The organism is Prevotella sp. MGM2 (genome assembly GCF_002933955.1).
In the GTDB taxonomy this organism is placed as follows: Bacteria; Bacteroidota; Bacteroidia; order Bacteroidales; family Bacteroidaceae; genus Alloprevotella.
This window is the reverse complement of the sequence record NZ_BEWW01000322.1, coordinates 62919-88495: the sequence shown is the minus strand read 5'-3', so window position 1 is coordinate 88495 and position 25577 is coordinate 62919. Positions and strand designations below refer to the sequence as shown.

At 43.7% G+C, this 25577-nt stretch carries 28 protein-coding genes; 9 read left to right on the top strand and 19 right to left on the bottom strand.

Features of this window, described 5'->3' with window-relative positions; genetic code table 11:
• Nucleotides 1-11 precede the first annotated feature (11 nt).
• The 9 genes from C5S62_RS12615 to C5S62_RS13685 form a co-directional block, all read right to left on the bottom strand.
• Entirely contained in the window at nt 12-3137 is a 3126-nt protein-coding gene (locus C5S62_RS12615; protein WP_104368788.1) for a type I restriction endonuclease subunit R, read from the bottom strand.
• Nucleotides 3130-3711, bottom strand: a complete 582-nt coding sequence (locus C5S62_RS12610; protein ID WP_104405710.1) for a restriction endonuclease subunit S — start codon at nt 3709-3711, stop codon at nt 3130-3132. Before C5S62_RS12610 ends, C5S62_RS12615 begins: the two co-directional genes overlap by 8 nt.
• 10 nt (nt 3712-3721) lie before the next feature.
• Nucleotides 3722-4924, bottom strand: a complete 1203-nt coding sequence (locus C5S62_RS12605) for a restriction endonuclease subunit S (RefSeq protein WP_104405709.1) — start codon at nt 4922-4924, stop codon at nt 3722-3724.
• Between the two features lie 10 nt (nt 4925-4934).
• The gene (locus C5S62_RS12600) at nt 4935-6023 is read right to left on the bottom strand and encodes a Fic family protein (RefSeq protein ID WP_016212962.1); all 1089 of its coding nucleotides are present in this window, start codon (nt 6021-6023) and stop codon (nt 4935-4937) included.
• Nucleotides 6024-6060: 37 nt separating this feature from the next.
• Complete coding sequence (locus C5S62_RS12595; RefSeq protein WP_016212963.1) at nt 6061-6312, bottom strand: hypothetical protein; 252 nt, start codon at nt 6310-6312, stop codon at nt 6061-6063.
• An 18-nt stretch (nt 6313-6330) separates the two neighbouring features.
• On the bottom strand, nt 6331-6975 hold the full coding sequence (locus tag C5S62_RS12590) for a hypothetical protein (RefSeq protein WP_223301241.1): 645 nt from the start codon (nt 6973-6975) through the stop codon (nt 6331-6333).
• Between the two features lies 1 nt (nt 6976).
• Nucleotides 6977-7969 (bottom strand): site-specific tyrosine recombinase/integron integrase, encoded by a 993-nt coding sequence (gene xerA, locus C5S62_RS12585; RefSeq protein WP_016212966.1) that lies wholly within the window; start codon nt 7967-7969, stop codon nt 6977-6979.
• Nucleotides 7970-8015: 46 nt separating this feature from the next.
• Nucleotides 8016-9554: a class I SAM-dependent DNA methyltransferase gene (locus C5S62_RS12580; RefSeq protein ID WP_016212967.1), complete on the bottom strand. Its 1539-nt coding sequence runs from the start codon at nt 9552-9554 to the stop codon at nt 8016-8018.
• A gap of 644 nt (nt 9555-10198) precedes the next feature.
• Nucleotides 10199-10528, bottom strand: a complete 330-nt coding sequence (locus C5S62_RS13685) for a hypothetical protein (RefSeq protein ID WP_190311595.1) — start codon at nt 10526-10528, stop codon at nt 10199-10201.
• 37 nt (nt 10529-10565) lie between these two features.
• Between C5S62_RS13685 and C5S62_RS12565 the strand changes: the two genes are divergently transcribed.
• The 5 genes from C5S62_RS12565 to C5S62_RS12545 all read left to right on the top strand — a co-directional run bounded on the left by C5S62_RS12565 (nt 10566) and on the right by C5S62_RS12545 (nt 12246).
• Nucleotides 10566-10886: a hypothetical protein gene (locus tag C5S62_RS12565; protein WP_016212969.1), complete on the top strand. Its 321-nt coding sequence runs from the start codon at nt 10566-10568 to the stop codon at nt 10884-10886.
• Nucleotide 10887: 1 nt separating this feature from the next.
• Nucleotides 10888-11055: a hypothetical protein gene (locus C5S62_RS12560; protein WP_016212970.1), complete on the top strand. Its 168-nt coding sequence runs from the start codon at nt 10888-10890 to the stop codon at nt 11053-11055.
• A gap of 1 nt (nt 11056) precedes the next feature.
• Nucleotides 11057-11416 (top strand): hypothetical protein, encoded by a 360-nt coding sequence (locus tag C5S62_RS12555; protein WP_104368674.1) that lies wholly within the window; start codon nt 11057-11059, stop codon nt 11414-11416.
• A 61-nt stretch (nt 11417-11477) separates the two neighbouring features.
• A complete protein-coding gene (locus C5S62_RS12550; protein WP_044214616.1) occupies nt 11478-11846 on the top strand; it encodes a hypothetical protein in 369 nt (122 codons plus the stop codon).
• Nucleotides 11847-11865: 19 nt separating this feature from the next.
• Entirely contained in the window at nt 11866-12246 is a 381-nt protein-coding gene (locus C5S62_RS12545; protein ID WP_016212973.1) for a hypothetical protein, read from the top strand.
• Nucleotides 12247-12270: 24 nt separating this feature from the next.
• Here the strand turns inward: C5S62_RS12545 and C5S62_RS12540 are convergent, their stop codons facing one another.
• The 8 genes from C5S62_RS12540 to C5S62_RS12505 all read right to left on the bottom strand — a co-directional run bounded on the left by C5S62_RS12540 (nt 12271) and on the right by C5S62_RS12505 (nt 19894).
• Complete coding sequence (locus C5S62_RS12540) at nt 12271-12516, bottom strand: helix-turn-helix domain-containing protein (RefSeq protein ID WP_016212974.1); 246 nt, start codon at nt 12514-12516, stop codon at nt 12271-12273.
• Between the two features lie 590 nt (nt 12517-13106).
• Nucleotides 13107-13823: a DUF169 domain-containing protein gene (locus tag C5S62_RS12535; RefSeq protein ID WP_016212975.1), complete on the bottom strand. Its 717-nt coding sequence runs from the start codon at nt 13821-13823 to the stop codon at nt 13107-13109.
• A gap of 12 nt (nt 13824-13835) precedes the next feature.
• On the bottom strand, nt 13836-14408 hold the full coding sequence (locus C5S62_RS12530; RefSeq protein ID WP_016212976.1) for an RloB domain-containing protein: 573 nt from the start codon (nt 14406-14408) through the stop codon (nt 13836-13838).
• A gap of 11 nt (nt 14409-14419) precedes the next feature.
• Nucleotides 14420-15628: an ATP/GTP-binding protein gene (locus tag C5S62_RS12525; RefSeq protein ID WP_044214617.1), complete on the bottom strand. Its 1209-nt coding sequence runs from the start codon at nt 15626-15628 to the stop codon at nt 14420-14422.
• 146 nt (nt 15629-15774) lie between these two features.
• Nucleotides 15775-19083 (bottom strand): DNA primase, encoded by a 3309-nt coding sequence (locus tag C5S62_RS12520; RefSeq protein WP_016212978.1) that lies wholly within the window; start codon nt 19081-19083, stop codon nt 15775-15777.
• On the bottom strand, nt 19080-19283 hold the full coding sequence (locus tag C5S62_RS12515) for a DNA-binding protein (RefSeq protein WP_044214618.1): 204 nt from the start codon (nt 19281-19283) through the stop codon (nt 19080-19082). Before C5S62_RS12515 ends, C5S62_RS12520 begins: the two co-directional genes overlap by 4 nt.
• A 91-nt stretch (nt 19284-19374) precedes the next feature.
• The gene (locus C5S62_RS12510; protein WP_016212979.1) at nt 19375-19689 is read right to left on the bottom strand and encodes a hypothetical protein; all 315 of its coding nucleotides are present in this window, start codon (nt 19687-19689) and stop codon (nt 19375-19377) included.
• A gap of 13 nt (nt 19690-19702) precedes the next feature.
• Nucleotides 19703-19894, bottom strand: a complete 192-nt coding sequence (locus C5S62_RS12505; protein ID WP_016212980.1) for a hypothetical protein — start codon at nt 19892-19894, stop codon at nt 19703-19705.
• A 145-nt stretch (nt 19895-20039) separates the two neighbouring features.
• On the opposite strand from C5S62_RS12505, the gene C5S62_RS12500 reads away from it, so the two are divergent.
• Both C5S62_RS12500 and C5S62_RS12495 read left to right on the top strand, forming a co-directional pair.
• Nucleotides 20040-20492, top strand: a complete 453-nt coding sequence (locus C5S62_RS12500; protein WP_016212981.1) for a helix-turn-helix transcriptional regulator — start codon at nt 20040-20042, stop codon at nt 20490-20492.
• Between the two features lie 522 nt (nt 20493-21014).
• Nucleotides 21015-22508 carry a phage integrase SAM-like domain-containing protein gene (locus C5S62_RS12495; RefSeq protein ID WP_104405708.1) on the top strand — a complete coding sequence of 498 codons (1494 nt, stop codon included), beginning with the start codon at nt 21015-21017 and terminating at the stop codon, nt 22506-22508.
• Here the strand turns inward: C5S62_RS12495 and C5S62_RS12490 are convergent.
• Nucleotides 22505-22732 (bottom strand): hypothetical protein, encoded by a 228-nt coding sequence (locus C5S62_RS12490; protein WP_104405707.1) that lies wholly within the window; start codon nt 22730-22732, stop codon nt 22505-22507. The genes C5S62_RS12495 and C5S62_RS12490 overlap by 4 nt on opposite strands.
• Before the next feature lie 659 nt (nt 22733-23391).
• On the bottom strand, nt 23392-23820 hold the full coding sequence (locus tag C5S62_RS12485; protein WP_133159592.1) for a hypothetical protein: 429 nt from the start codon (nt 23818-23820) through the stop codon (nt 23392-23394).
• A 79-nt stretch (nt 23821-23899) separates the two neighbouring features.
• On the opposite strand from C5S62_RS12485, the gene C5S62_RS12480 reads away from it, so the two are divergent.
• Together C5S62_RS12480 and C5S62_RS12475 are read left to right on the top strand one after the other, a co-directional pair.
• A complete protein-coding gene (locus tag C5S62_RS12480) occupies nt 23900-24391 on the top strand; it encodes a hypothetical protein (protein WP_104405705.1) in 492 nt (163 codons plus the stop codon).
• 13 nt (nt 24392-24404) lie between these two features.
• A complete protein-coding gene (locus C5S62_RS12475) occupies nt 24405-25574 on the top strand; it encodes a hypothetical protein (RefSeq protein WP_104405704.1) in 1170 nt (389 codons plus the stop codon).
• Nucleotides 25575-25577: the final 3 nt, after the last annotated feature.

Genomic DNA, 25577 nt, shown 5'->3' with positions numbered 1-25577 from the left:
TTCTATTTTGATTATACTTCGTCTGAATCTGCATAGAGTTCACACTGACGAATAACTGTTTCAAGTGCAGCTTCTTGTTCTTCTGGTGGGTATTTGTACTTTTTGAGCAATCGTTTCACCATAGAGCGCATCTTGGCACGAGCCGACTCTTTCTGCCGCCAGTCAATCGTTTTGCTACTGCGTAAGGCTTCGGTCAGTTCCTTTGCCATCGCAACAAGTTGGTCGTTTTCGTAGAAATCCCTTACGGCTTGTGGTTTTGTCAAAGCATCGTAAAATGCTTGTTCTTCTTCTGTCAGTCCCAATTCTGATGCTTGCTCTGCATTCGCTTTCAGCTCCTGCGCCATTTTTAGCAACTCTTTTATCACCTCCTCGTTGGAAATCAAGCCACGCAAGTATTCGGCAAGTCGGGCATCAAGCATTTCACTAAACTTTTCGGCTTCTACCATTCTCTTTTTAGCATGTTTCCTGATATGTTCTTCAAGTAAACGTTTGAGAAGTTCGAGCGCAAAATTTTTCTCTTTCATCTCGGCAATCTCTTTCAAAAAATTCTCGTCAAAAAGAGAAAATTCAGTCCCTTTGGTGCTGAGTATTTCCACCACGCCGTCAGCCTTGATAGCCACTTTGAGCAACTGTGTAATACGCTCGTCTATAATTTTTCGAGTAATATTTTTGTTTCCCGTAAGGCGCAAAAGCAATGTCCTAACCGCTTCAAAGTATGCTTCTTCATAACGTTCCGCTGGAGTCAGCAGGCTACGACAAAGCGATGCAGCTTGTGCCAGACGTTTGCTTTCTTCCATAAATACCTTTTGTGCTTCGGCAGGAACGGAGTCCACTAAAATAATGTTGCCGTTTTCATCAGTCTGGGTGGTAGGTTGAGAGGAAACAAGATTGTTCTTGTCAAGCAGCACGTTTACACCACCTCTTATAAGATTGGCTCGTTGCAAGTTGGAACAGTCTGCAAACGCTGAATAGTCGTAGTCATCCATACATTCACGGCAACGCTTTAGTGCAGCAACAAATTGCTGATAAGCGGTAGTCTTGATATTCGGGTCACCAAAGCGTTTCTTGTCACGTCCTGTATAGTCGTGCATGGCTTTTTTAAGAGCCTTGGCTATGCCAATATAATCTACCACCAAACCACCGCTCTTTTCCGGGAAAACACGATTTACCCTGGCAATAGCCTGCATCAGATTATGCCCCTTCATGGGCTTGTAAACGTACATCGTGGCAAGCGAAGGTACATCAAAACCTGTGAGCCACATATCCACGACAATAGCGATTTTCAATGGTGAATTGTTGTCTTTGAACTGACGAGCCAGTTCCTCTTTTCGTGCGCCAGAGCCAATAATGTCATTCCATTCCACTGGATCTTGGTTTCCTTGTGTCATGACAACACAAATAATGTCTTTCCACTGAGGACGAAGTTCTATCAGCTTTTTGTAAATATCAATTCCGGTAGCACGGTCTATCGCCACAATCAAAGCCTTGCCCGTAAGCAAATCGGCACGGTTGTTCTCGTAGTGACCTATGATGTCTTTACACAGGGTATCGATAGTTTGTGGTGCTGAGAGTAGGGCATGAATACGTGCGTTTTCATCCTTGGAGCGTTTGATGTCCTGTTCCTCTGCTCCTTCTTCCGCAAGCTTTTCATACTCGTTATCCAGCAATTTAAGCGTATCGGCATCCAAATCCAATTTTAACAAGCGACTTTCATAATAGACAGGAACAGTGGCACCGTCTTCCACGGCTTGGGTCATGTCGTAGATGTCAATATAGTTGCCGAATACTTCTCTTGTATCGTTATCGTCTTGCTCGATAGGTGTACCTGTAAAACCGATGAACGCAGCATGAGGCAAAAGTTTACGTACGATAGCCGCAAAGCCAAGTTTTAGTTCACCGGTTTCTGTATCTACCTTTGTTCTTGTGTTTGATTGTGTACGATGGGCTTCATCACTAATCACAATTACATCAGAACGATTGGTAATCAGTTTGTCACGGTCTTTGAATTTTTGGATGTTGGCAAAGATGATACCATGACTTTTACGCTTTTCAAGCAGTTCATACAAGTGTTCGCCATCAGTAGCCTTTATAGGCGTTTGGCGTAAGTAATCGCTACAAGCCGCAAAAGTGTTATGCAGTTGGTCGTTCAAATCGAGGCGGTCGGTCAATACAAGTAAGGTGGCACTCAGCAGATTTTTCAAAAGTTGATGGGCATAGAATACCATTGAAAGACTCTTGCCAGAACCTTGTGTGTGCCAAAATACACCAATTTTACCGTCATTACGTTGTAAGGCTTGTTTTGTGCAGTCAAGAGCTTTCTTAACGGCAAAATATTGATGGTAGCCTGCAAGTATACGGACTTTTTTATCCACTCCCATTGTAAGAGTGAAATCTGACATAATATCAATGAAGCGATGTTTGGTGAAGATGCCATTGAAAAAAGTCTCAAAGTCAGCAAATGCAGTGCTTTCGTAACTTCCATCTGTGGTTTTCCACTCCATATATCGGTCAAGAGGGGCTGTAATAGTACCCACACGAGTATCAGCCATATCGCTTATCACAAGCATTTGACAAGCAGTAAAGAGTTGTGGAACGATACGCATATAGTTCTGCAACTGTTGGTGTGCTTCCTCCGAATTGGTAACTTCACGGGAAGGAGATTTTAACTCAATGACTGAGACAGGCAGACCATTGACGAACACCACGATGTCAGCACGTTTGGTGGAGTTACCGTTTACAACCGTCCATTGATTGGCAACTACAAATGAGTTGTTGTCTATATTAACAGGGTCTATTATTTTGATATGGTCACTGCGCAATGTTCCTTGCCCGGTTTTGAATGTAACGTCCAAACCATTTTGTAACCAGTCGGTAAGGGTCACGTTTGCGCTAACCAAAGGCTGGCTGAATAGTTCACGGATTTGTCGGATAGCTTCGTCAACGGCTCCAGTTTTGTCTGTTCCATTGATAATCAACATTGCTTTGCGTAATGCTCCCGGTATGGTAGCATCAGTGAGTTCTCGACAGGTATCGGATTCGAGTTCCGGGCCATAATGATATTCATAGCCCATATCCTTGAACAAGGAGATAATCGACTGCTCGTATGAATCTTCTGTAAAATGGAACGTTTTAGGCATAATAGGTTGGAATTAAATTATCATTTATACGGCGGTTCAGCTCGATTTTTGAGTCGATAGAATGGAGTACGCCCATTACTTTATTTTGCATTTCCATTGGTGGGACGGGAATAAATACTTCCTTAAAGGTGGAAGTTGGCCTTGCTAATGCAGGTACTCCCACTTGAGAAGCATTCACCAACAATCTATGCTGCCCCAAACGTGTGTGAAAAAAATATACAAAGAAATCCGGTCTTATAATATCCTTATTGAGTTTCAATCTAAATTGACTTTGCGATATAACATATCTTTCATACTTCGAATCAAGAGGTATATACACTATTTGCCCCAATGTACCTCTATGGGTAATAACAACATCTCCCCTGAAGGCATTAGCTCTACCAAGAGTATCCGCTTTTTCTTCAGAAACGTAGTTAAACGAATCCTCATTTAATTTGATACCCTGCAAATTTGAGCCATTAAGGACAGGAATACCAGAGTCAATAAAGTTATCGACTTTGATATTTGAGCCAAAAGGCCCCATTGCGATTTCTTCTATTATTTCAGATATTTTATATTCTTTCCACTGTTCCATAAATGAGAATTTAGCAGTTTAAATTGTTAATTTTTAGCCCGCCCGACATCAGTTGTGGGAGAACTGTGTTACGAGTATCTGTAAGCTGCATTATTTCATCCGACAAAAAACGCATTCTTGTAAAAATAGGACTAACAATATGATGGAATCGCTGTAGAACATCAACTGTTGGCATCATTATCGGCATACTTCTTATTATTTTAGAATTAACAGCAGTAGCAATAGATGATGTATTACCCAGAGACGTATAATCGAATTGCTTTAGAAGCAAATACAAATACTCTCGTTCATAATCGTGATTAATCAAGAATCGAGCAATAGCTTCATTTGTTGTAAGTGGACAAGTTGTTATTGAAACTCGTCCAAGCGTGAGTTTGAAACTTAACAAGATAGTACCTTTTGGCACAACGATTATATTAAAAGTTTCTACCGCATCCTTAGTCAGATATTCAGACGTATCGTTAATGAAAAGTCCACATTTGCCAAGATCTGAAATAGAGGCCCATTTACAATCTGTTGATTTTTGGCTAAACCATCGCATTTCATTCCGTGGAGGAGTTTTCCCTATATTTATATTGAAGTATTTTTGAGCTTCGCAAATCTCCCAATTGCTTGGCATTGTGCCTCCAAATGGTTCAAATTCCACGAACCAAGCCTTGAACAACGCTTGTGCCTGCTGCTCTAAATTATCATTTATCCGGCGGTTCAGCTCAATTTTAGAGTCGAGAGAAGAAAGGATAGACGAGATGCGTTTTTGTTCATTTATGCTTGGTGCCATAAATGAATAATTCCTCATTGTTTCCAATGATACATTTTTAATTGTAGTACCTGTAGCTAAACGTGTTATTGCATCTTTAAATTGTTGCGAGGCTACAACATAATATATAAAATTCAAGTCGAAATTTTCAGCCACATTAAAGTAACAAGCACTTTTGCCCAAAATACATGCTTCTCCTTTATATTTTGCAACATTGCCGATTGTTCCATTGATAGAAACGAATATAGTTCGCTGGGTTAGATTTTTCCTATACTTATTAGCTTCTTCTTCTGAAACACGCTTTGTTGAATCTTTTATCTCAATTTTCCCATCAACAAGATTATTACCATTGATGAAAAACACAGTTCCATTTTCGTCATATTCTGGAGTTCCATGTAAACCATCACCTAAAATGGTGGTTACATCCTTTAATTGATATTCTTTCCACTGTTCCATAAATGAGAATTTAGCTGTTTAAATCATTCGTTATAATCTCCCAAAAGCCATTTCTTTTACCATTTTTGCGCTCTATGATACCTTTTTCGGTCAAATTTACGGTAATGGTCTTCACTGTTCTCTCAGATTTGCCTATATGCGCTGCAATTTCTTTTTGCGTGGCTTTAGGCTGTTCTCGCAAGAAGTTCAGTACGGCAATTTCTTCTAAAGTGCAATTTAAAGTGCAAATATTGCACTTTGGAGAGACTTCTTTTATCGTGTTTGCACTTTGAATGTCTTGGGCAGAAAGTTCTTGCACAAGCATTGCTCGGTTCTTTAGTTCGTTATGCTCGGAAAGAATAAGGTTTCTAAAGAACGCTTCGATATATTCGGTGGTAGCGTAAATACCTTTGCTCAAGTTGTTATAATTTGCTCGAACCAAAGCGTTACGAAAATACCAAGAGTGATTGGCAAACGCTTCATTGCTGATGTCGAAGCCAAACGTGCGCAGGTATTTGATTGTAAACACTGCCGTTGTACGGGTATTTCCCTCACCGAAAGCGTGAATCTGCCAAACTCCGGAAATAAACTTAGCGATGTGTGTGATAGCATCATTGATGTTCAAATCCTTATAGCTAAAATTCTTTTCCTGCATGAAATCGAAATCAAGCGTTTCACGTATACTGTCGGCACTGGCATAAAGTACAGTTTCGCCTTTCAGCACCCATTCCTTTTTGGTGATATTGTAATCCCTGACCTTTCCTGCAAATTTATAGATGCCTTGGAACAGGCGGCGATGAATGGTGATATACTCAACGGGCGAAAATGTAAACGTCTTCTCCGATAATATTTCGGCAATACGTGCTGAAACCTTATCGGCTTCTTCTGTTCTGTCTTCGATGTCTGCTCTAACGGTCTTTGATTGATAATAACTATCTATAAGCTGTTTGGCTTCTTCGATAGTTATATCGCCCTCAATATGCTGACGTGCCGTTTGTATCAGATATTCCGAGGGCTTCAAGGCATCCACCGCCTGCAATCCGATGGCTGTTTGCCAAGCATAGCCTTTTTCTCTTTTTTGAGGCTCACCTTGTCTTATATATTCTTCAAAGTCATTCATAACATAATATAGTAGTTTGACTACAAATGTTCGTAGCCTATTGTACTTCGTTTATGTAGTTTTCAATCTCATGATTCCATCTTATTGTAACCACATCGTTCTTTGTCTCAGGATAGAAATAAATAGAATCTTTCTCAGAGGAAAGATGTTTTGCTTCTATTGAGAACTTGCGTACCCTTTCGCCATCATTGATGTTGACAATCAAAAGATCAAATTCAGAGTTGTTTCCATATTTCACCCTACATTTTTGACTCTTTCCTATATTCCTATTTATTATCTTTTCAATCATATTGTTTTGCCTAAATGATTAATAATCAAGACTTATATTCCCTGCCATAAGTTTTGGGAGAAGTGTATCTCTTAATGTAGCCAAACGACAGTTTTCTGTATTGTTCTCATCAATCTTATGGTAATAAGTTGAAACGACATTATTGTATAGCTGTATTTGAGATAAATCTAAGTTTGGAATTTCAATATCTCCAATATGCTTAGGATAAATGTGGGGTTGTGCAGAACCAGTTTGTGCCTCAAATATATTCTTTTGCTTATATTTCAATAGATTATACCAAAAATACACATAAGGTGTTACGGAACTATCTATATATGATGAATCAGCAGACCATACGGGAATTCCCCAAAGATTTACGAAACCAGCATTCGCACCAGAAGCGGATATTGTGATTACAGGAGCATCTGTGTTTGCTGTATTATGATAAGCTGAAGGATTTAGGCCTCCTGCAACTACAGGAACGTTACCACCCGTAGCTTCTGATGTTAGCAGATTTTTACCTCTAATTGGCATAAAATAATCCGCTATTTTATCCCCTGAATATATGGCATTTTCAATAAACCAAGACTTGAACAACGCTTGCGCCTGCTGCTCTAAATTATCATTTCCTTGTTTATTTTTGAGGAAAGATGAGCTACTGTTATATGTCGAACAATACCACATGTTAATTTATGAATTTACGGTGTGAGAGTTTGACATTGTTTTGATTAACCATTGCATAGTGCATGGTAGTGTCAATCTTGACATGACCAAGCAAGCGTTGCACTTGTTCCACAGGCATACCTTTGTCAATTGCCATTGTTGCCAATGTACGGCGGAACTTGTGAGGATGAACACGTACAATCTTTGCAGTGCGCCCAATTTTACGCAAACGAGTTTCCACGCCCGAAATTTCCAAGCGTTTATGCGGTTTAGCTAAAGAGACAAAGAGAGCCTTGTTTCGGTCTTTGCGAGAAGACAAGTATTGTTGTAAATGAATCTTTGCGCGAGCATTGAAGTAAACTATACGTTCCTTGTTGCCCTTACCAAATACGATACATTCACGCTCTGTGAAGTTAATGTCTTCACGATTGAGTTTTACCAATTCACCAACACGCATACCGGTTGAAGCCAACAAGTCGATAATGGCAAGGTCACGGATTTTAGTGCAACTATCACGGAGTTGCTCGATATTCTCATCACTCAACACCTCCTTGACCTGTGTTCCTGTTTTCACCTTATGTATTCTGCGGACAGGGCTTTTGACGATGTAGTCCTCCTCTTCAAGCCAAGCAAAGAACGAAGAAAATATCCGACGAATATTATCAATGGTAACTTTGCTTGATTTGTTTTTTCGCTGAAATACAGCAAGGTAGGCTCTGATATCCTCTGTAGTATAGTCGGTGACCTTTTTAGGCATCTTCTTGAATAACTGCCGAATGGTTGAACCATAGTATTTGATTGTCGGAGTTGTGCAACCCTCCACTTGTTTTGCAGACAGGAATATGTCAAGCAGACGGTCGTTAGACGCTGCATTTTCGTGCAGCGTCTCGCCATCTTCGGTAATAGTGTATTGGCTTACGACTTGAAGCAATACGCTATTAAGGTGAGCTACTTGTTCAAAACTTAACACTTCTGCCATTGCGGTGCTGATTTCTTGAATTAATTTTTCTTTCATATTCTTCGTTATTATATGGTGAACCTAACGAAGAGTAGAAGTCATATCACTTGACGGTAAAACCAATCTTTGCCAATTGCTTGCGTATTTCGTCTTCGAGCGTGTGTGACTGTGCGAACAAATCAGAAAGTTCGGAAGTAAGACGCTCCATCTTTTCTTGGAAAGGTTCACCGTCTTCCTCAACCTCGGCAATTCCAACGTAACGTCCTGGAGTGAGGATAAAGTCTTGTTTCTCTATATCCTCAATCGTGGCAATCGCAGAGAATCCCTTTTCGGTTTCAAGCGTTCCTGCACGGAACTGCTCGAAAGTATCAGCGATACGTGCTATGTCGTTGCCATGATCCTCCGTTTCTTCCCCACAAGAGAGTTCACGGTGTGTACGGTCTTTCATATAGCCCATGTTACGAGCATCTATGAAAAGCGTCTTGCCCGGTTGTGCTTTGCTCTTTGTTAAGAACCATAAGCAGCATGGAATCTGCACATTATAGAACAGTTGGGATGGCATGGCGATAATACCTTCCACCAAATCGGCTTTGACGATGTTTTCACGAATATTCCCTTCTGTGCCTTGTTGTGAGGATAACGAGCCATTGGCAAGAACCAAACCGATGCGTCCATTGTCTGCCAGGTGATATAACATGTGTTGCATCCATGCAAAGTTGGCGTTTCCCTCCGGCGGTATGCCATATTGCCAACGTGGGTCATCACGTAATTGGTCACCGCCCCATTTGGAAATGTTGAACGGTGGATTTGCCATTACGAAATCCGCTTTCAAAAATGGATGTTTGTCATCGTGAAAAGAATCTCCGAAGCTGTCGCCAAAATTTGCTTCAATTCCACAAATGGCAAGGTTCATTTGCGCTAATTTCCACGTATTGCTGTTAAGTTCCTGACCATAGACGGATATTTTATTGATATTACCTTGATGACGTTCTATAAACTTACTACTCTGCACAAACATACCACCCGAACCGCAAGCGGGGTCAAAGATTTTTCCTTTGTAGGGTTGGATAACTTCGACTATGGTGCGAACAACACATGAAGGAGTATAGAACTCACCACCTTTCTTGCCTTCTTCACGGGCAAATTCTCCAAGGAAATATTCATATACACGTCCAAGCACATCACGAGCTTCCGAACCTGTAAAGTGGAGGTTGTTTTCAAAAATATCAATTACGTTACCTAAGCGGCGTTTATCAAGTTCCGGGCGAGCATAGTTTTTGGGAAGAATGCCTTTGAGTTGCTTGTTCTCTTTCTCCAATGCTTCCATTGCCGCATCAACGACAACTCCGATTTCGGCAGTAAGAGAGGCATTGACAACCTTTTCCCAACGAGCATCGACAGGAACAAAGAATATGTTATCGCCAATATATTCGTCAGGGTCTTCCTCAAAGCCTTCGCCTTCAGCCACAAGTTCATCGTGCTTAACTTTGAAGCAGTCGTTGATGTATTTTAGGAATACCAGTCCAAGCACCACACTTTTATACTCGGCAGCATCAAGATTACCTCGCAACTCATTTGCCGAATCCCATAGCGTTTGCTCAATGGTTTTCTTTACTATGTCCGTTGTTTTTTTCTTTGCCATATTCTATAATAAACAAAAAAAACTCCTAGCAGTCCCTGCAAGGCTGACCAAGCCTATAAAGACAGCAAAGGAGTTTAATGTATCGTTTTATTTTCTCTATTAGGTCATTTTAATGCAGTTACCATTCATTTGCAAAGATACAAATATTCTTTCGGAATTCCTTTTGTTTTTACTGGAACTTTGCTTATATTGCCCCATTTCGTTATAAAAGTCTGGATGGGGCTGTTTTTCAAGGAGGTTAAGATAAATTCCGCTGTCATATTCGAATGATAATTCATAACTTTGCATGTATGAAGATTTATATACTGGCAAGTATCTCAGTTGGTCTTATTGCAATAATATCAGGAATATAAAATTATAGGCCAATGATAATTTTGTTACAAATAGTTTATTTATGAACTGACTATGAATCAGTTCTACATCCCGTCTAACTTCCTCCGTGTATACTACACCAAGTAAGTTCAGCCGATAGGTTCATGCTATTTGTGGATAACTCCATTCCGATGTTAAAGAGAAATCCTTTGAGGCTACACAAGTTCCACTTCAAAGGCTTTCACATCAACATCGGATTTTTAGAAAACTTGTTAGTCTGAGAATATTAGTCGGTGATTTTTCTGTTGCAGGTTTCACTTGCAATAGCAGAATCACTGTTTTTCTTTGTAGTCTAATCTGAAAACGTCTGTTCCGTTCCTTACGGAAAAATCTTTTTCTATTGTCGATTGCTCGTTTTGCTCTTCTTGGTCAGGACCATTTTCCCGTGCAAAGGTACTGCGGACAGGAGGAACGTCAAGTGACGCTTCGCTTTCAGTCGGAGGGCTTTCCGGCAGCCTTCCACAAATTTTCTCGTGCCTCCAAAATTTGGGTATTCCGTCGCGCTCTCTGACCTCACACTTGCCTAATCCTCCCTGTTGTCCGCAGGGATTACCGCACGAAAAACGGTTCTCCCGACCAAGAAGCCAAAAGGCTTCAAACAAAAGGGAAAAGAATTGAGACTTAAAAATATAAAGGATTATGGACTATCAAGAATTATCAGGAGCTATGACCTCCGAGAGAGACAAAGAGTTCGCCAAGCAATTTGCGAACTTTACGAATGGTGTTATGGTGTCAGCCAACCAGACAGGCAGAGAAATGACCAGAGCGCACCGTTACCTTCAGCAACAGATGTTCAAGGTGTTCCTTGGCTTTATGCGCCAGTTGGCATACAACTATCAAAAAGGATGTTATGACCAACGGAACGAGTGGGCATCCAAACTTGCATCCGAGGCATACGGACATTTGGTTGAGTGTGAGCTTATCTATGACCCCGAATTTACTAACCCTAAAGTTGGTTGATATGGACGAGAAAGATTTTCCGGAATACGGGCGGCAATGCGAGCTGATAACCCCATGGCGTGGTTATCATCGTGGTACGATAGTAGCCAAGACTGCAAAAGGTTTTACTGTGCAGTTCAGCAGTGGCGCAGAGATAGATGTTTATGAGGACGAAATAGAATTTGATTGAGATGTGCAGGTTAATGACACCCCAATTAGCGGAAACCTTAAAAGATTTTCCGCTTTATTCCCAGGATGGCAAAGGAAAAGAAGCAGTTTGTCGCGCGATATTCGCTCTCGGCTCAATCCGGTGGTACATTCTTGAAGGAGAAACAGATGGAAAGGACACCATTCTCTTTGGTATCGTTATCGGAATGATGGAAGATGAATACGGCTACATTTCACTGAACGAGCTTTCGGAGGTGGAGCTTGACTATACGGCACAAGGCTTCGGCAAGCTGCAAGTCCGGCAACAGGAGAATTTCCAACCTACCAAGTTGAGCCAGTTGAAGGACAATAGGTTGCAACGCTTTCTTGCCAACCTCGAATAACAACTAATTCGTCAGCCGTAGCTACCCCGTTACGGCTGACATAACCATTATATATATGAATATGAACAAGCATAATATCATTGATAAGATAACTGAATGTGCCGAAAGCAACGGATGGAGTGTGAGTTCTGACACCGACCAAGAGAAAGGCATTGTCGTTTTTGAGTTTTCCAAATACACTCCTGCAGGGCAAGACTTCTCCTTTTCGGCAAGGATGAAGGATGATAGCCTTGACTCTTTGGTGGCTGATATGGAAGAATACTATGAAGGCTTTGATGTGGATTCGGAAGCCTATCTATGGCTTGACGATAACGGGCACGGAACAAATGGTGCGCCATATCGTATGAGGGATGTGCTTGAAGATATGGAGGCGGCAGAGAGAAACATTGAAAGTTTGCTTGATGCCATCAGAGAAATTGATGAAGAATGAACCACTAAAGAAGAGACTAATGGTAGAAAGTAAAATCTATGGTATTGCAACCAAGAATGGCTGGAATGTGTTTGTAAGTATAAAGAACGGCATCCGCTGTTATGACTTCCATCGGAAAACCCTCAGTGGTGTGCCTTTCAGTTTCACCGCTGAGGTCAAGGATGATAAGATTTGCAGCCTTACGAATGAGGTCGTTTCTTTTGTGGATGCCATCAATCCCGCCACGTGTGCTAAAGAATGGATGATAAAATCCGGGGCGATGGACTCGTCCTGGTATCTGCAAGCTGTAGCGGATATGGAAGATATAAGAAACAAGGCGTGGCTGTTGGCTTGCGACTTGTCCGAGTTGTCGGGTAAAAAGCCCTTCCGATCAGCATTCACCAAGAATGGACTTAACTGAATGGAAGGTTACCGGGGATGCTTATCAATGGGTGTCCCCTTGTCGTTTGCGTCCTCTCTTCGGGAGACCGGCTGCTTTGTAAGCAATCAAATCAATCCCACGGAAGACAGTCTTGATTTTATCGGGCAACCTCACGAATGGCAAAGGTTTTGTGGGATGGTTGATATAGGCATAGACAGTACAGCGGTGAACACCGAAGTATCGTGCCGCCTCACTCACCGAATAGGTCTGCTCCGGGATTATTCCTGTGAAATCTTTGTGCTTCATCATAGTTGTTTTTCCGTAAAGGTAGGCGGATAACGATAATGCCACAAGATGTTAAATATGGGAACAATCTGTAATTCATTGGATTATATCGAAGTTTGTTGGACTCGCTACAAATACTTGGCTTATGCGATGGACATCTGTTGGTGGAATAGCATTTTCCCAAGAATAAGAAAGGCATATATTTGGAGGTTGACAGCGTTGACAACGAAGCCAACGCCAAAAATGAAGAAGGAGGTGCGTGAGAATGCTCTATAATACAATACTTTATCTTTTTTCTTCTAAAAAGAGAATAATATATAGAAGTTCGTGATTTGTCAACGGTTGGCTCCAATTTTTTTGAGATTTCAAAAAGTGGCTACCTTTGTCAACGTTTGTCAACGCAACATCTTGAAACGATATTGTTGCAGCATAAAGGATTAGGTCTTGTCAACGCCGTCACCTTTAAAATGTGTACATATTATTTTTTGAAGAACAATAGTAAACCCTGAATAAGGATAAGAAAATGGAGTTATCTGTTATCAAGATTAAGGTGTGAAAAATAAAGGCCATCCGGGAAGATGACCTCTATTATAGGTATAAAATGGTGAGCTTTTTTATTTCCCTATCTCTCCGTTTATTCGTTTCTTAACGATGGAGTATGCTTTGCGGAATAATGCGGAATGTTCCATAGTCTCCGACATTTCTTGGAAACGGTTGATTGGGATTACAAACGTCAGTTCATTGGCAGGGACTAACGGACGAGCAGAGGGGTCAAGCATTCCGATGAAGCAGCTTCGCCCTTGTTTCTGATTCTCTTGTACGGCAAAGGTCACGATGCTGCAACATCCTGATGCGAACTTTGTGCATACGGCATCATACGCATTGTTGTCATAAAATGCCCATGAGCATAAACCGGATAGCATATCCGGGGTAGCGAAAAACAAGATGCCTTCCATTTCATCAAGAGTGGCAAGCTGATCCATTCTGATGAAATTGAGGTATGGCTTCTTTACAAGGCTTATATTCAGATTCCGTATGTACTCTTTTACTTGTTCGGGGGTCTGTTTGTAGCGCTCCGTTTCAGAGACGAACATAGGTATTCGCTCCTGCATGGGGGCAAATCTTGTGTATAGACTTCCACCACCGCAAAGTACATTGTCGGCGGTCAAGGTCAAAGCTTCTCCGTTGCAAACCTTACGGATGGCACCAATCATACAGCGTGGCACTTTGTGTACTTCCGTGGCTGCCGCATGGCTATAGCCGAAAACTATTGGAAGTGGGGCTGCATCCCCGAAGGCTTCTTTGTATTGTTGCAAAAATTTCTGTACCATGGCGATTTGGTCTTATTCTTCGATTTTTCGGATTGCCTTGTATATTTCACTATACGAATCTCTGCCTTGGTATTTTTCTGCCAGATTACAGGCATTCTTCATTTTGTCATCTGAAATCATGTCTGCCACCCATTTCTCTTTTTCCAGATACTTCCGGGATTTGTCGTATGACGGAACATATTTCTTTAGAGCCTTTTCTGTGGCGGCAGAGTCTTGGAAATGACGGCAAGTATCTTCGTAATGAAGCAAGAACCAGTATTCTATAGATTGCAAGCTATCGCAAAGAATGACATTCTGATTCTTTTCGTAGCGCTTCTTCAAGGCTGCCATCTTTCGATTCTCGGTATCGGAACGACGGCTTACATCCGCATCAAATACGCAGATGACAAAGACGTCTTCACTCAGAAGTTCCTTTATCTTCTTCTCAATCTTCTCTATGCTGTTGTTCTCAAACAGACGTGGAGATATAGCATACCGATAACCTAGAAGTTTCTTCAGGTGGCTGAAATAGAATAACTCGGTCAGTCCCTCACCAACAATATGTATGACCTGTCTGGTCGCAACATTTTTTCTTGCTGTTCTCATATTATTCTAGTTTAGAGGTTAGGAACCGCACCGAATTTCCCGAACTTATAGGCTTTCTGTAGCGAGCTGATTCTGTTGAGACCCTTGAAATCGGTTAGAGGGTAAAGCTCGCTAACACCTTCAGGTCCTTTCTCTGTGAACCAGATGGTGTCCTTTCTAAGCAGGTCTTCTTCGCCCAACAAACCATCATAGTGGGTTGTAAGTAGTAGTTGTGCTTGTTGGGATTCTTTCAAGAAACGCTCAATGATGTACTCTATCAATTTTGGGTGTAGCGAATTATCCACTTCATCAATAGCCAAAAACGCATTCTGTCTCAAAATATGCTGGATATGCGCTGCCATGCCAAAGGTGCGCAATGTGCCATCGGACTCAAACATTTCTGGGAAATCGTAAAAATTCGATTCTCCTGCCTGGTCTGAAACCTTGTGCTGAAACAGGGTGTAGTTTATCATTCCTTTCTTTGTCTCTTGCTCTTTGGTGGAAATATTGGAAATATTGAAATCTGCTTCTTGCAAATAACGTAAAATATAATCCTTAGCCACCTCTTCCTTGATAGACTTCTCTGCAAAAGCATTTAGTGATACCATGGGAGTAACGGCTGACATCATACGTTCATTCAGATAGTTCAGCACCGTTTCAATCTCCTTGATGCTCGTGTTTACCTGCATATATGCTGAGAACACAGACATATTGGGCAGACATTTTAGGGTGATTTCTTCTTTAACAGCGTTGCTTACCTTTAATTTCTGACCAAATTTGATAGCGGACACATTGTTTTCTGTGGTACGCTCAAAAATTGTAGCCGGTTGCTGGCTTGGATAAAATATCAAGGATTCATTGGCTACATGGGCTCTATCCAGCGATGCGCTGTAAACATAGTGTACAGCTTTGTCGTCTTGGACAATGTAGAATGAGATAGAGAACTCCGATAATTGGGACGGAGTTGTCTTATTCAACAAAAAAGGCACTACACCTACTTGCTCTGCTTTGTTGAGCGGTGTGTGTGTGATGAACGATTTGATGAAATCGCACACCTTCACAATATTGCTTTTGCCCGAAGCATTGGCTCCATATACAATAGCTACTTTGAGCAGCCTCACGTCAGGAGCTAGCTCAACTACGTGGTAGGATGCCATATCTTCACTCTTGTCGGCCTCAAAACTTAGAATAGTCTCATTCTTGAATGAGTACATGTTCTTAAACTTAATTTCAGCTATCATGTCATTTACTTTTGAGGCAAAGTTACATAAAATAAACGGTATTTCATCTATTAGATTGTGATATTTACATAAGAAATGCGTATTTGCAAAGCTAATATGATGTTTAGTGGCTATTGGTTTGGCGTTTTTGCTTAGAATTGGCATTTTTAAGTGGGATTATTATGAGTTGCAGTATTCTCCTCTTGAAAATCCACATCATCCGTTACCATTTCTGTTTCCAAATCCAATCCGAACATCTCTTTCAGTTGCAGATAATCAAAGCATAACGCCTTTGGACGATTGACCTTGACCTTCTTAACAGTTTGGTTGTTGCCTATCACTTCAATGGTAAAATCCGGTAAGCCAGTTGGCAGCAGGATAGTAAAGCGGTCTTGCTTCAATCCCAAGTATGAAGAATGGGATTTCAAGTACGACATGATGGTGGACCAGTTGGAACGGTTGGCGGTCGCATTCATGTTCCGGCTGTTGAACAGTGAAGATATGGCTGCCATATTCAGATAAAGGATAGGTCGGGCTTCTTGAAACTCGATGTCCTCTTTGGCTGATATGGGACGGAATGACTTCATATAGCGGATGCGGTAATGCGCCCGGTCAATACATTTCCCTGATGTCTGGAAGCCTTGGAGTATATTCCAGAAGTCGGCTATCTCTGAACTTTCCTGGGCTAACTCGTTCTGATTGCGTATTCCCTTGATGGCGGTCTCAAAGAGTTCGGTATAACTGAATGGTACATCTACTACCGTTTCCAACGTGCGGAACGTGGCCAATGGTATGACCCAGTTCCCAAAGATGCGGTCGTGGATGGTTTCGTTCTCCAACTTCGTAGCCAGTTCCCGTTTGGTGATGGCGTATGTTTCAGGAAAGTTTTTCTCAAAGAGTTCTCTGTGATTCAGTATCTCTACTGTCAGATGTGTTAGGCCTAAATTGCAGAGTGATACCAAATCCTCATAGTGTTTCTTCTCTGTCTGATTGAAGGAGGTCTTTGAGAAAGCCAGGAATATGACACGGGTATAGAGTGCCATATCTTGCGTGGGCTTATCCTGCCCGCAAAGTGCCACGCCTGTGGTCACGATGGTTTGGGTAGCCATCCCGTCCGTACTGGTGTTCTTCTTGGTCTGGCCACCACCTCCCCATAGTCCTTTGAGGTAGGCTATCTTTCGTATGTCGAGGTCGTTCTTATACTCGTCAAGTACCACAAGCGTATTTACGGCTTGTGATACCCGGTCGTTCATTGCCGGCACGGAGGTCACACCGAGGTTTGGCGGATCTACTCCGTGCAGGAAGAAGGACTGGAGGGAAGTGGCTAAGGTGGTCTTGCCCGTTCCTTTCTCTCCGAACAGGTTGAGTATCGGGAAATGCCGGGTACGTCTGAAAATGATGTCACGGAAAAGAGTGGAGAAGAGGTAGCACAAGGCTATGGAAGCGTTCTCACCGAACACGTCCATCAGTTTGGATGCAAAGCCGTGTAGCTTCACTCCGTTTCTGTTCTCGTGTATCATCAACCGATCGAACTGGAAGATTTCCTGATTGTGGATGTATATTTTTGAGGTGGCCGGAATATAAAATGCTTTTCCGTTTGGGCTTTTTACGATACCCAATTCATTTACTTCCTTAAAAACTCCATCGGTCAGAATCCCATTGCCGAAGGCAAAGAAATTCTCATTGCCGTTCCAGCCCAGCTTGCGGATGCGCTCGGCTGTGTCTGTTTTGGAATACAGGTATTCCTTGACCCGGTTGAGCTTATCAATCTTGGCAAGCCATACATAGTTGCCCAGTGAGCCGACCTTCTGCTGGAAGTTGCTCAATGAGCACATTTCAGATTCCCGGAGTTCGATGACTCTGCAGATATTATAAGTATTACGCATTCTGAAGATACGTGTGCCGTTGTTCTCGTCCTCAATGTGGAATAATGGCTCCATGATGAAGTTAGATATTCTGGACGGGTCTTCATCTTCATTACCAACGGAATAATAGCAGTTCTCACGGATATAGAGTCCGAACTGGCGCAATAATTCCGCTTCACGCTGCATGTCGTTCATGGAGGAGATACGGTCATTCCTTTTTCTTGCCTCGCCACGTGCCTGTGTTACGGCATCCCTCCATAGTTTTGCCTTGCCGTGGATTTTGGCCAGTTGTTCGATGCACTGGTCAAATACCAACTGGTCTTTGATATAGCGCAAGAGGTCGGCTATCTCTGAAACGCATTTACGTTCTTCAACTAATGAAGAGGCGATATAGAATCGTTTTTGAGCCAGCCAAGTGATGAAATGTTTTTCTACAAGTGAGATGTAATCTTCTTTGCAGCGAATGAAACTGTCCGCATCATTCTTGATGACTTTTGTCGCTTTTAAGTCTGTTTCGTAACCAGAATCCGGTTCAGATAGTCCTTCGTCATCTTCTATGGGTGCTGTCGCAAATGGAAGTTCCCTGACCGTCACATGAAATCCCTTCTTGAGGGCAGCAGATCCATTCTCCATCACGGCCTCAAAACCCGGGCCAAACGCTTTTCCCTCGGTTATATCCGAATCCGGAATGAAGCAGAGGGAGTTGGTGTACTTCTTTAGTTGCTCAAACTGGCTTTCCGTCCATACGGTGCCCAATGCCGCCACGGTGTTCTCGAATCCAACGGATTGCATTCTCAATACGTCCGGTGCACCTTCTACTATTATATAATAGTCGGCGTTCCTTTGGCGGCTGGCTCTGTCTATGCCGAAGATGGTCTCTCCTTTTGAATAAACAATGCTTGTGGATGAATTGATATACTTGGGGGCTTGGGGATTAGTTCCTATGTATCTTGCGGTGTAAGCGATTATTCGTCCCCAACGATTGCGGATGGGTATCATGACTCGTTGGCGAAACATGGCGTATGTGCTACCATCTTCCGCCCTTTTGAGCATACCCAACTCGAATAACAGTTCCTCGTTAAGCGAAAGCTTACGGCAATACTCTATAAAGTCGCTGCCATTCTTTGGAGCATATCCGATACCGCTTACAGAACAAAACTCCTCCGGCCATCTTCCATAGGCATAGTCACGTGCCATCCTGCACTCCGCATTGTCTGCCATTCTCAGGTTTTCTGTGAAATAGTTTTGCAGGTGGTCGAGAATAACAAGGAGGGATTCCCTGTGTCTGGCCTCGGCTATCTGCTCCTCATTCTTTTCTTCCCGGACATATTCAATGGCAATGTTATTGTGCCTGGCGATGAACTCCACGGCTTCCATGAAGGAGAGGTTCTCCTTCTCCATGATGAAAGTGATGGCATCCCCACCACGGTTGCAACTGAAACAATGGAATAGATTTTTGGCTGGCGTAACCGCAAACGAGCCTGTCTTTTCCTGATGAAAAGGGCAAAGTCCCATCAATGTCGAACCTTTCCTTGAAAGTTTGACGTATGGACGAAGGACATCCTCAATGGTAAGATTCCTGACCTGGTTGATGGTGGAGTCGCTAATCATATTGTTTTCATGAGGTTCCAGCAATCTATGATGGATTGGCCGGAGTATTTGGGACGGTAAATGTTTTGGGGATTCAATGGCTTGATATAACCATTGTTCCTATATTTATGAAGGGTCTTATGGCTTATGCCCAGTTCGGCACAAGTTCGTTTTACCGAATAAACACCGTTAGGATTGCAAGTTGGCATTACTTCTTTCATAATATGCTTACCAATCAGTTTATTTGTATTGTTCCATATCAAATATGGATATTATTATATGGGCTTTTCTTATATATAGCCATAATAGTGTTTACTTTTCGGGGTTCTTCCTGTTGTTCTTTAAAGGAGGAGTCTTGAAGTAATCCTGGGTGGTACGCTGCAAAAGGCGGAGGTCGGAAGTCCTGTATTCCACCTTTCCCGGTCTTTTATAGGATTCTATTTTTCCTTGCCGTTTCCATCTTTCTACATTGCGTCGTCCAAACAGCTCGTATGCCTTTCTTTGGCTAACAAATTCAGGGTCGTTGTTGTCAGCCTTCATCATCTTGACAATTCTGGCCGCGAGGTCATTCAGAAAGGTGTCGTATGGAATCAAACGGTCTAAGACTTGGAGTATTTTAATATCCATATAATTAAACCGGCTAGTCAATACGCTTCACGGTGATAGTCATATTCTCCCTGTTGGTCTGAGTCTTGTACTGCCGGTTGTAAATGGCTCCCAGTTCAGAGGCTTGGGTGCGGACACTTTTCAACTTGGAAATAGGGAAAGTGATGGACTCTCCAATTTTGAGCGCAGTGAGGGCGGGACGGATTTTTACAATAATTTCTGCCATAATACTTGGTTGTTTAATGTTTAATGTTTAACTTTGCATATACTAATCAAGTGTATAACGCTTGCAAAGTAACACAATAATGTTTAGGTAGCCAAATAAATATTTGATATTTTTTGGTTTAATCTCTATTTAATGATTGAAACCTATGGAAATAAGCATCAAGCACGTGCATGTGGGTGCAGAAATCGAGAAACGGCGTGTCGAACTTGGGTTGTCCAAATCCGAGTTGGGGCGCAGGATTGGCGTACCACAACAGCACGTAAATCGCATCTTGGAGAGGGAGACCATGGAAACAAACCGTCTCGTCAAGGTGAGTGAGGCTTTGGATTGTAATTTCTTCTCTTTGTTCTGTCCTATTCCGCAACCGATTTCCGCTAATTGGGGGGCAGTCTCATTACAGGGAAACGCCCATAATATAATAGGTAATGCAGAACTTGCAGTTCAACTGGAGAAAGAACAATCAAATACAGAAAATCTAAAAGAGACCATCAAGCTCTTGAAGGAGCAGATTGATAGTCTTAATGCACAAATAAATCGTCTTGACTCCAACTTAAAGGATAAGGACGCTATCATTGAACTATTAAAAGAAAGGAGATAAAGAATTAGAAATTAATGTTGCCATTGAATGATGAATGAGTCGCTTTAATGACGAAAAAGCAGGGTCTTTTTAGCACTAAACTCGTCATTTCATTCTTAGATGCAAAGGGATTTTGTTGTTATGTGGTGTTTACAAAACGCTTACATATAAGATGTAAGTTTCTGTATATTAGTACCATATTACTGCGGCCCAAGCCGCCCTCGAAGATTAAGTTCTTCAATTAGATAAACATTAAACAAATATTCGCTTACTGTAGGCTTACACCAAAAAGTCAAGTGTTTGATTGTTAAGTTTATATCGAAAGGGCGCAGGCTGCCATCGAAGAGTAAGCGTAACTTAACGTAATCCGATACTTAGGCGGTAACGCTCCGATAAAAAGGAGCTTACCGCCTAAGTTGCGCTTGGGAGATTCGTACATTCTGCACGATAATCATGCAGAATGTGTCGGCAAAACTTACAAAATCGGCTATATCATTCGAGCAAGGCACTTACAAGAATTTACAAACATAATTACAAACGTAAATGGCAACATTCAAAGCAGTTGTAAGAACTCCGCGCAAGGACGGGTTCTATCAGGTCTATATTCGGGTGACACAGAACACCAAGCCGGGATATATCAAGACCGACAAGATTGTCACCAAGCAGATGGTGGACAAGCACGGCAATATCAATGACCCTTTCGTGAACGAGTATTGTGCGAGAATGATATTGCTCTATACTGACAAACTCAACCGCAAGGATTGCGCAAAGTGGACAGTACGTCAGATTATCGAGTATGTGACACAAGGTGACGCTGACATCTGCTTCAGCGACTACGCACGCCACCATATCGACCGCATGGTGGACCGGTACCAGTTGCGCACGGCGCAGAACTATCGGCAGGCTCTCGGACACATGGAGCGGTTCTATGGCACGAACAAAATCATGTTCGCGCAACTTACCTCAACGCAGATAACGAGGTGGATTCAGTCGCTGGAGCATACGCACAGGGCAAAGGAGATGTACCCGGTGTGTATGAGGCAGGTGTTCAAGGCTGCGGTTGAGGAGTACAATGACTATGACAACGGCAATCTGCGCATAAAGGTCAATCCGTGGGGAAAGGTAAAGATTCCACAGAGTGACCGCACGGTCAAGAAAGCTATTAGCCCGGAGGATTGCAGGCTGTTCTTTACCGCACCTCTCCCGGATACACGCATGGTCGATCCGTTGCCCGAACTGGGGCGCGATGTGGCGAAGATGGTGCTGTGTCTCGCAGGCATGAACACGGTCGACATCTACGAGCTGCGCAAGGAGGATTACCGAAACGGCTGTATCTGCTACAAGAGAGCCAAGACGAAGAAGTTCCGCGCCGATGACGCTTACTTTGAGATTCGTGTCGAGCCTATCATTCAGCCTTTAGTTGAGAAATATCTGGCCGAGGCTGACGACCCCTACTTGCTGAACTTTCACAAGCGGTTCACGTCCTCGGACTCGTTCAACGCGAATGTGAACAATGGCATAAAGCAGCTCTGCAAGAGCATGGGGATACCGAAGGAGCGTTGGTACAGCGCATACACGTTCCGTCACACTTGGGGTACTGTGGCGCAGAACGACTGTGGCGCGAGCATTGCGGAGGTGGCGTTTGGTATGAATCATTCGCATGGGCATACGATAACGCGAGGCTACATCAAGATTGATTTCACTCCGGCCTGGGAGTTGAATGCCAAAGTGATTGACTTTATCTTTTTCTCCACGGCAAAGAGCAAGCAGGGAATGGCGCGAGGGGTCGATGAGCCTGCCGACAAGTTGTTCAGGCTTTCTCCCAAGCGGATGGTCTATGCCCGTGCCTACTTTCGCGGAGAGGTTCTTTCCGAGGTCAGCGACATCGGCTTCGGGACCGTTGATGAGGTCATCGCCCGGCTTGCCGGGCAGTTGCCCGACACAATCCCGACCGGGTGTGCCGTGCAGTTTCGCATAAAGGACGTGGACGCTGACCGCGAGGCGGTGTATGAGCGCACGAAAGGGAAAGGGTTTTAGCATTCGGTCAAATCAAATGCGACATATTTTCCTCCCAGTTTTGCAAGGGCGTTTATCTCTTCAGTGCCGAGGGTGCATTCCTTGACCTTGATTGTGAGAATGCCATTTTCGAGGACAGCAGATTTTTCAACGAGGGCGTGCAACTCCGAGTATCTAAGTTCGGAAGTGATGATGATGTTGGTTACGCCAACAAGAGCCTTGATTGAGTTGTAGTTTCTATTCATCGCTATATGATTTTGAAATTTCACCTGCAAAGATAGCACGCACCCCGGCCCCCTTGCCTTTTAACTTTTGTTTTTCGCCCGACTTTGTTTCACAGCAGAGCCGGGCTTTCTCTTTTTCTTTTTGCGCGGAACTTTTTTCTTTTTCTCTTTTCTGCGGAGCAGGTTATGGCGCGTCAGCCAAAAGAAAAAAATCTTCAAAAAAAATTTTTTAATGTCGGCGTCGTCGGAGCGAAGCGAACTATATTCCGACTCCTACTCCATAGAAAAATTTTGATTTAAATTTTTCTTCTACATCCATAGTATATATTCGACTTAATATATACGTCCTAATCCATAGAGGAATTCCATAAAGGATATTCCCACGCGCGCGCGTGAAGGTATGCGTTTGGTTCTATCTCGGTTATTGAAATGGCGGTGTCGGTGGAAACCATAGGTTATATTTTGGTTAGGTTTTGGTTTGTGTTTGGTTACACTTTGGTTTGCTTTTGGTTTTCGTTTGGTTCTATCTCGGTTATTGAAATGGCGGTGTCGGTGGAAGAAAAAAGCGACATATCCTCACGGACGGGTCGCTTTCGAGTTTATTAATTATTCACGTTATTCACTATGAGCAAAAACCTATGGTTGTGTCTAAAAGTAGATTGGATAGACGGCCGGGCGCGTCAGTCCTCTTCCTCGTCAGTTTCTCCGCAGAGTTCGCGCAATCTGTCCTCAATGGTGACTGCCGAGTGTACTTCCATATCCACCTCAACGGCTTTCATCTTCGGCGTATGGAACTCAAGCAGGCGCAGTTCCGCGCTGACACGCTCGTTGGGATTGAGCGCAATCATGTCGGCCTCGAAGTCTGACATCGTGACAGGGTTGCCTTTGGAGTCAGTAAGTGGAATAAGGTCGATGACCTTGTAAACATTTCCCTCGGCGTCCTGCGTGAGGCGTTGACGCTGAATCTCACGCAATCCTCCAGTTACGGGGTCGGTCTGTACACGCGGCTCAAAGTATGCGAGGCTATGAGCGCGAAGATACCCTTTGAGAGGGTTTTCCTTGTTGGGCGTACCTTTTTGTCGCCCACCTGTTTTCTTACCTTTTGCCATGATACAAAACTTAAAAGTTGCCTGCAAAGATAGTGCTGTAAATTAGCGCACGAATTATAACTTTTGAAACATCGCTATCATGATAGGAAGTTTAGTAGGCGCAGGTTTGTCGGCTGTCGGGAGCATTTTCGGCGGTATCTCGGCAAGCAAAGCAATGAAAAAGGTCAAGAAGAATCTGCAACAGCAGAAGCAGGCGAACCAAGACTGGTATGACCGCCGATATAATGAGGACGCGACCCAGCGTGCGGACGCACAGCGTATCCTAACCAAAACCGAGGAATCAATCCGTAACCGCAACCGACAAGCCGCCGGAGCGCAGGCTGTGATGGGTGGAACGGAAGAGAGTGTTGCGGCCGCCAAAGCCGCCAACAATCAGGCTCTCGCCGATGCCACATCGCAGATTGCCGTCAATGCAGAGGCACGCAAAGACCAGATCGAGCAAACGTATCAGCAACGTGACGCGCAGATTAATGACGCGCTCAACAATTTTGAAATGAAAAAGGCCGAGGCTATCTCGTCAGCCGTGCAGGGTGTGGCACAGGCAGGCGCAGGCATAGCAGGTGCTTTCTAATCCTTTGTGACATATGGCAGGATATACTGAAGAACAATATGAGCAGAGCCAAGCTGCCACCCCAGTTGACCCCCCAAGAGGTTCAGCGGACTGGGCCGCGCAGAATAGCGGTGACAACGCACCCGAACTGACACCGACACCCAACCCTGCCCCCGGCACATTAGAGGCTTACGAAGCACAGCAGACCGTCACTCCTCCGACTGGCGGTGCATCCACTACGCCCACACCACCGCCACCTGCGGATTCCCCTGCGGCTTCAACCGACACGGAACACCAAACGCCTGCTGTTTCTCCCGAACAGCAACAGCGCGTGGACGCTACCGCAGGTACTGACCGACAAATCAAGACCATTCAAGACTGGATGGACGCGGAGGGCAACCGCCCCGAAACCGAGGAAGAGCGAAAGAAGCGTGAGCGCAGGGAGAAATCCAAGCGTATTATCGCTGCTGTCAGTGACGGCATATCGGCGTTGAGCAATCTGTATTTTACATCGCAGTATGCTCCCGATATGTACAACCATGAGAAAGGGAGCATGACTAATGCCGTTGACGCACGCCTTGAACGTCTGAAAGCGGAGCGTGAGAAGAATGCCGACAAGTATCTGCAATTCTCGCTCAAACTCGGAGACCTTGAAAATGAGCGTGCCAAGACCTTGCGCGAACTGGAAGCACAGCAGGAGCGTCAGAAACTGGCACGCGAAAAGGCTCAGCGTGAAGCTGAGGCGCACGGTTGGGCGGCTGTTCTGCAACCTGACAAACAGCGTGAGCAGGCAGGCAAGGCCAACCGAGCCGAGCAGGAAGCTATCACAGCGAAAGCAGAAGCCGAGGCAGCTCCCGAACTCCAGCGGGCTAAAATCGCCACCGAAAAAGCGAGAAAAGGCAGTTTGGACGCTTCGGCCGCCAACTCTCGCGCCTCTGCGGCTGCACACGGCCGCTCCAATCAAAATGAGTTCTCTGCATGGGATGAGCATGGCAACGAGCATAAGTTTCGCACAAGAGAAGCCGCAGAAGCCTATGCCAAACAGCACGGCACATGGAAAGAAGAGGACGAAACGGAAACAACGACAACCGAAACAAGGCGCACGCCCGAATCCAAGCCTCAAAAGCGTACATCGACCAAGACCACGAAAGGCGGTCATGCAGGCAAACCCAGCCCCACCGGCAGACAATCTCCAACCGCATAATCA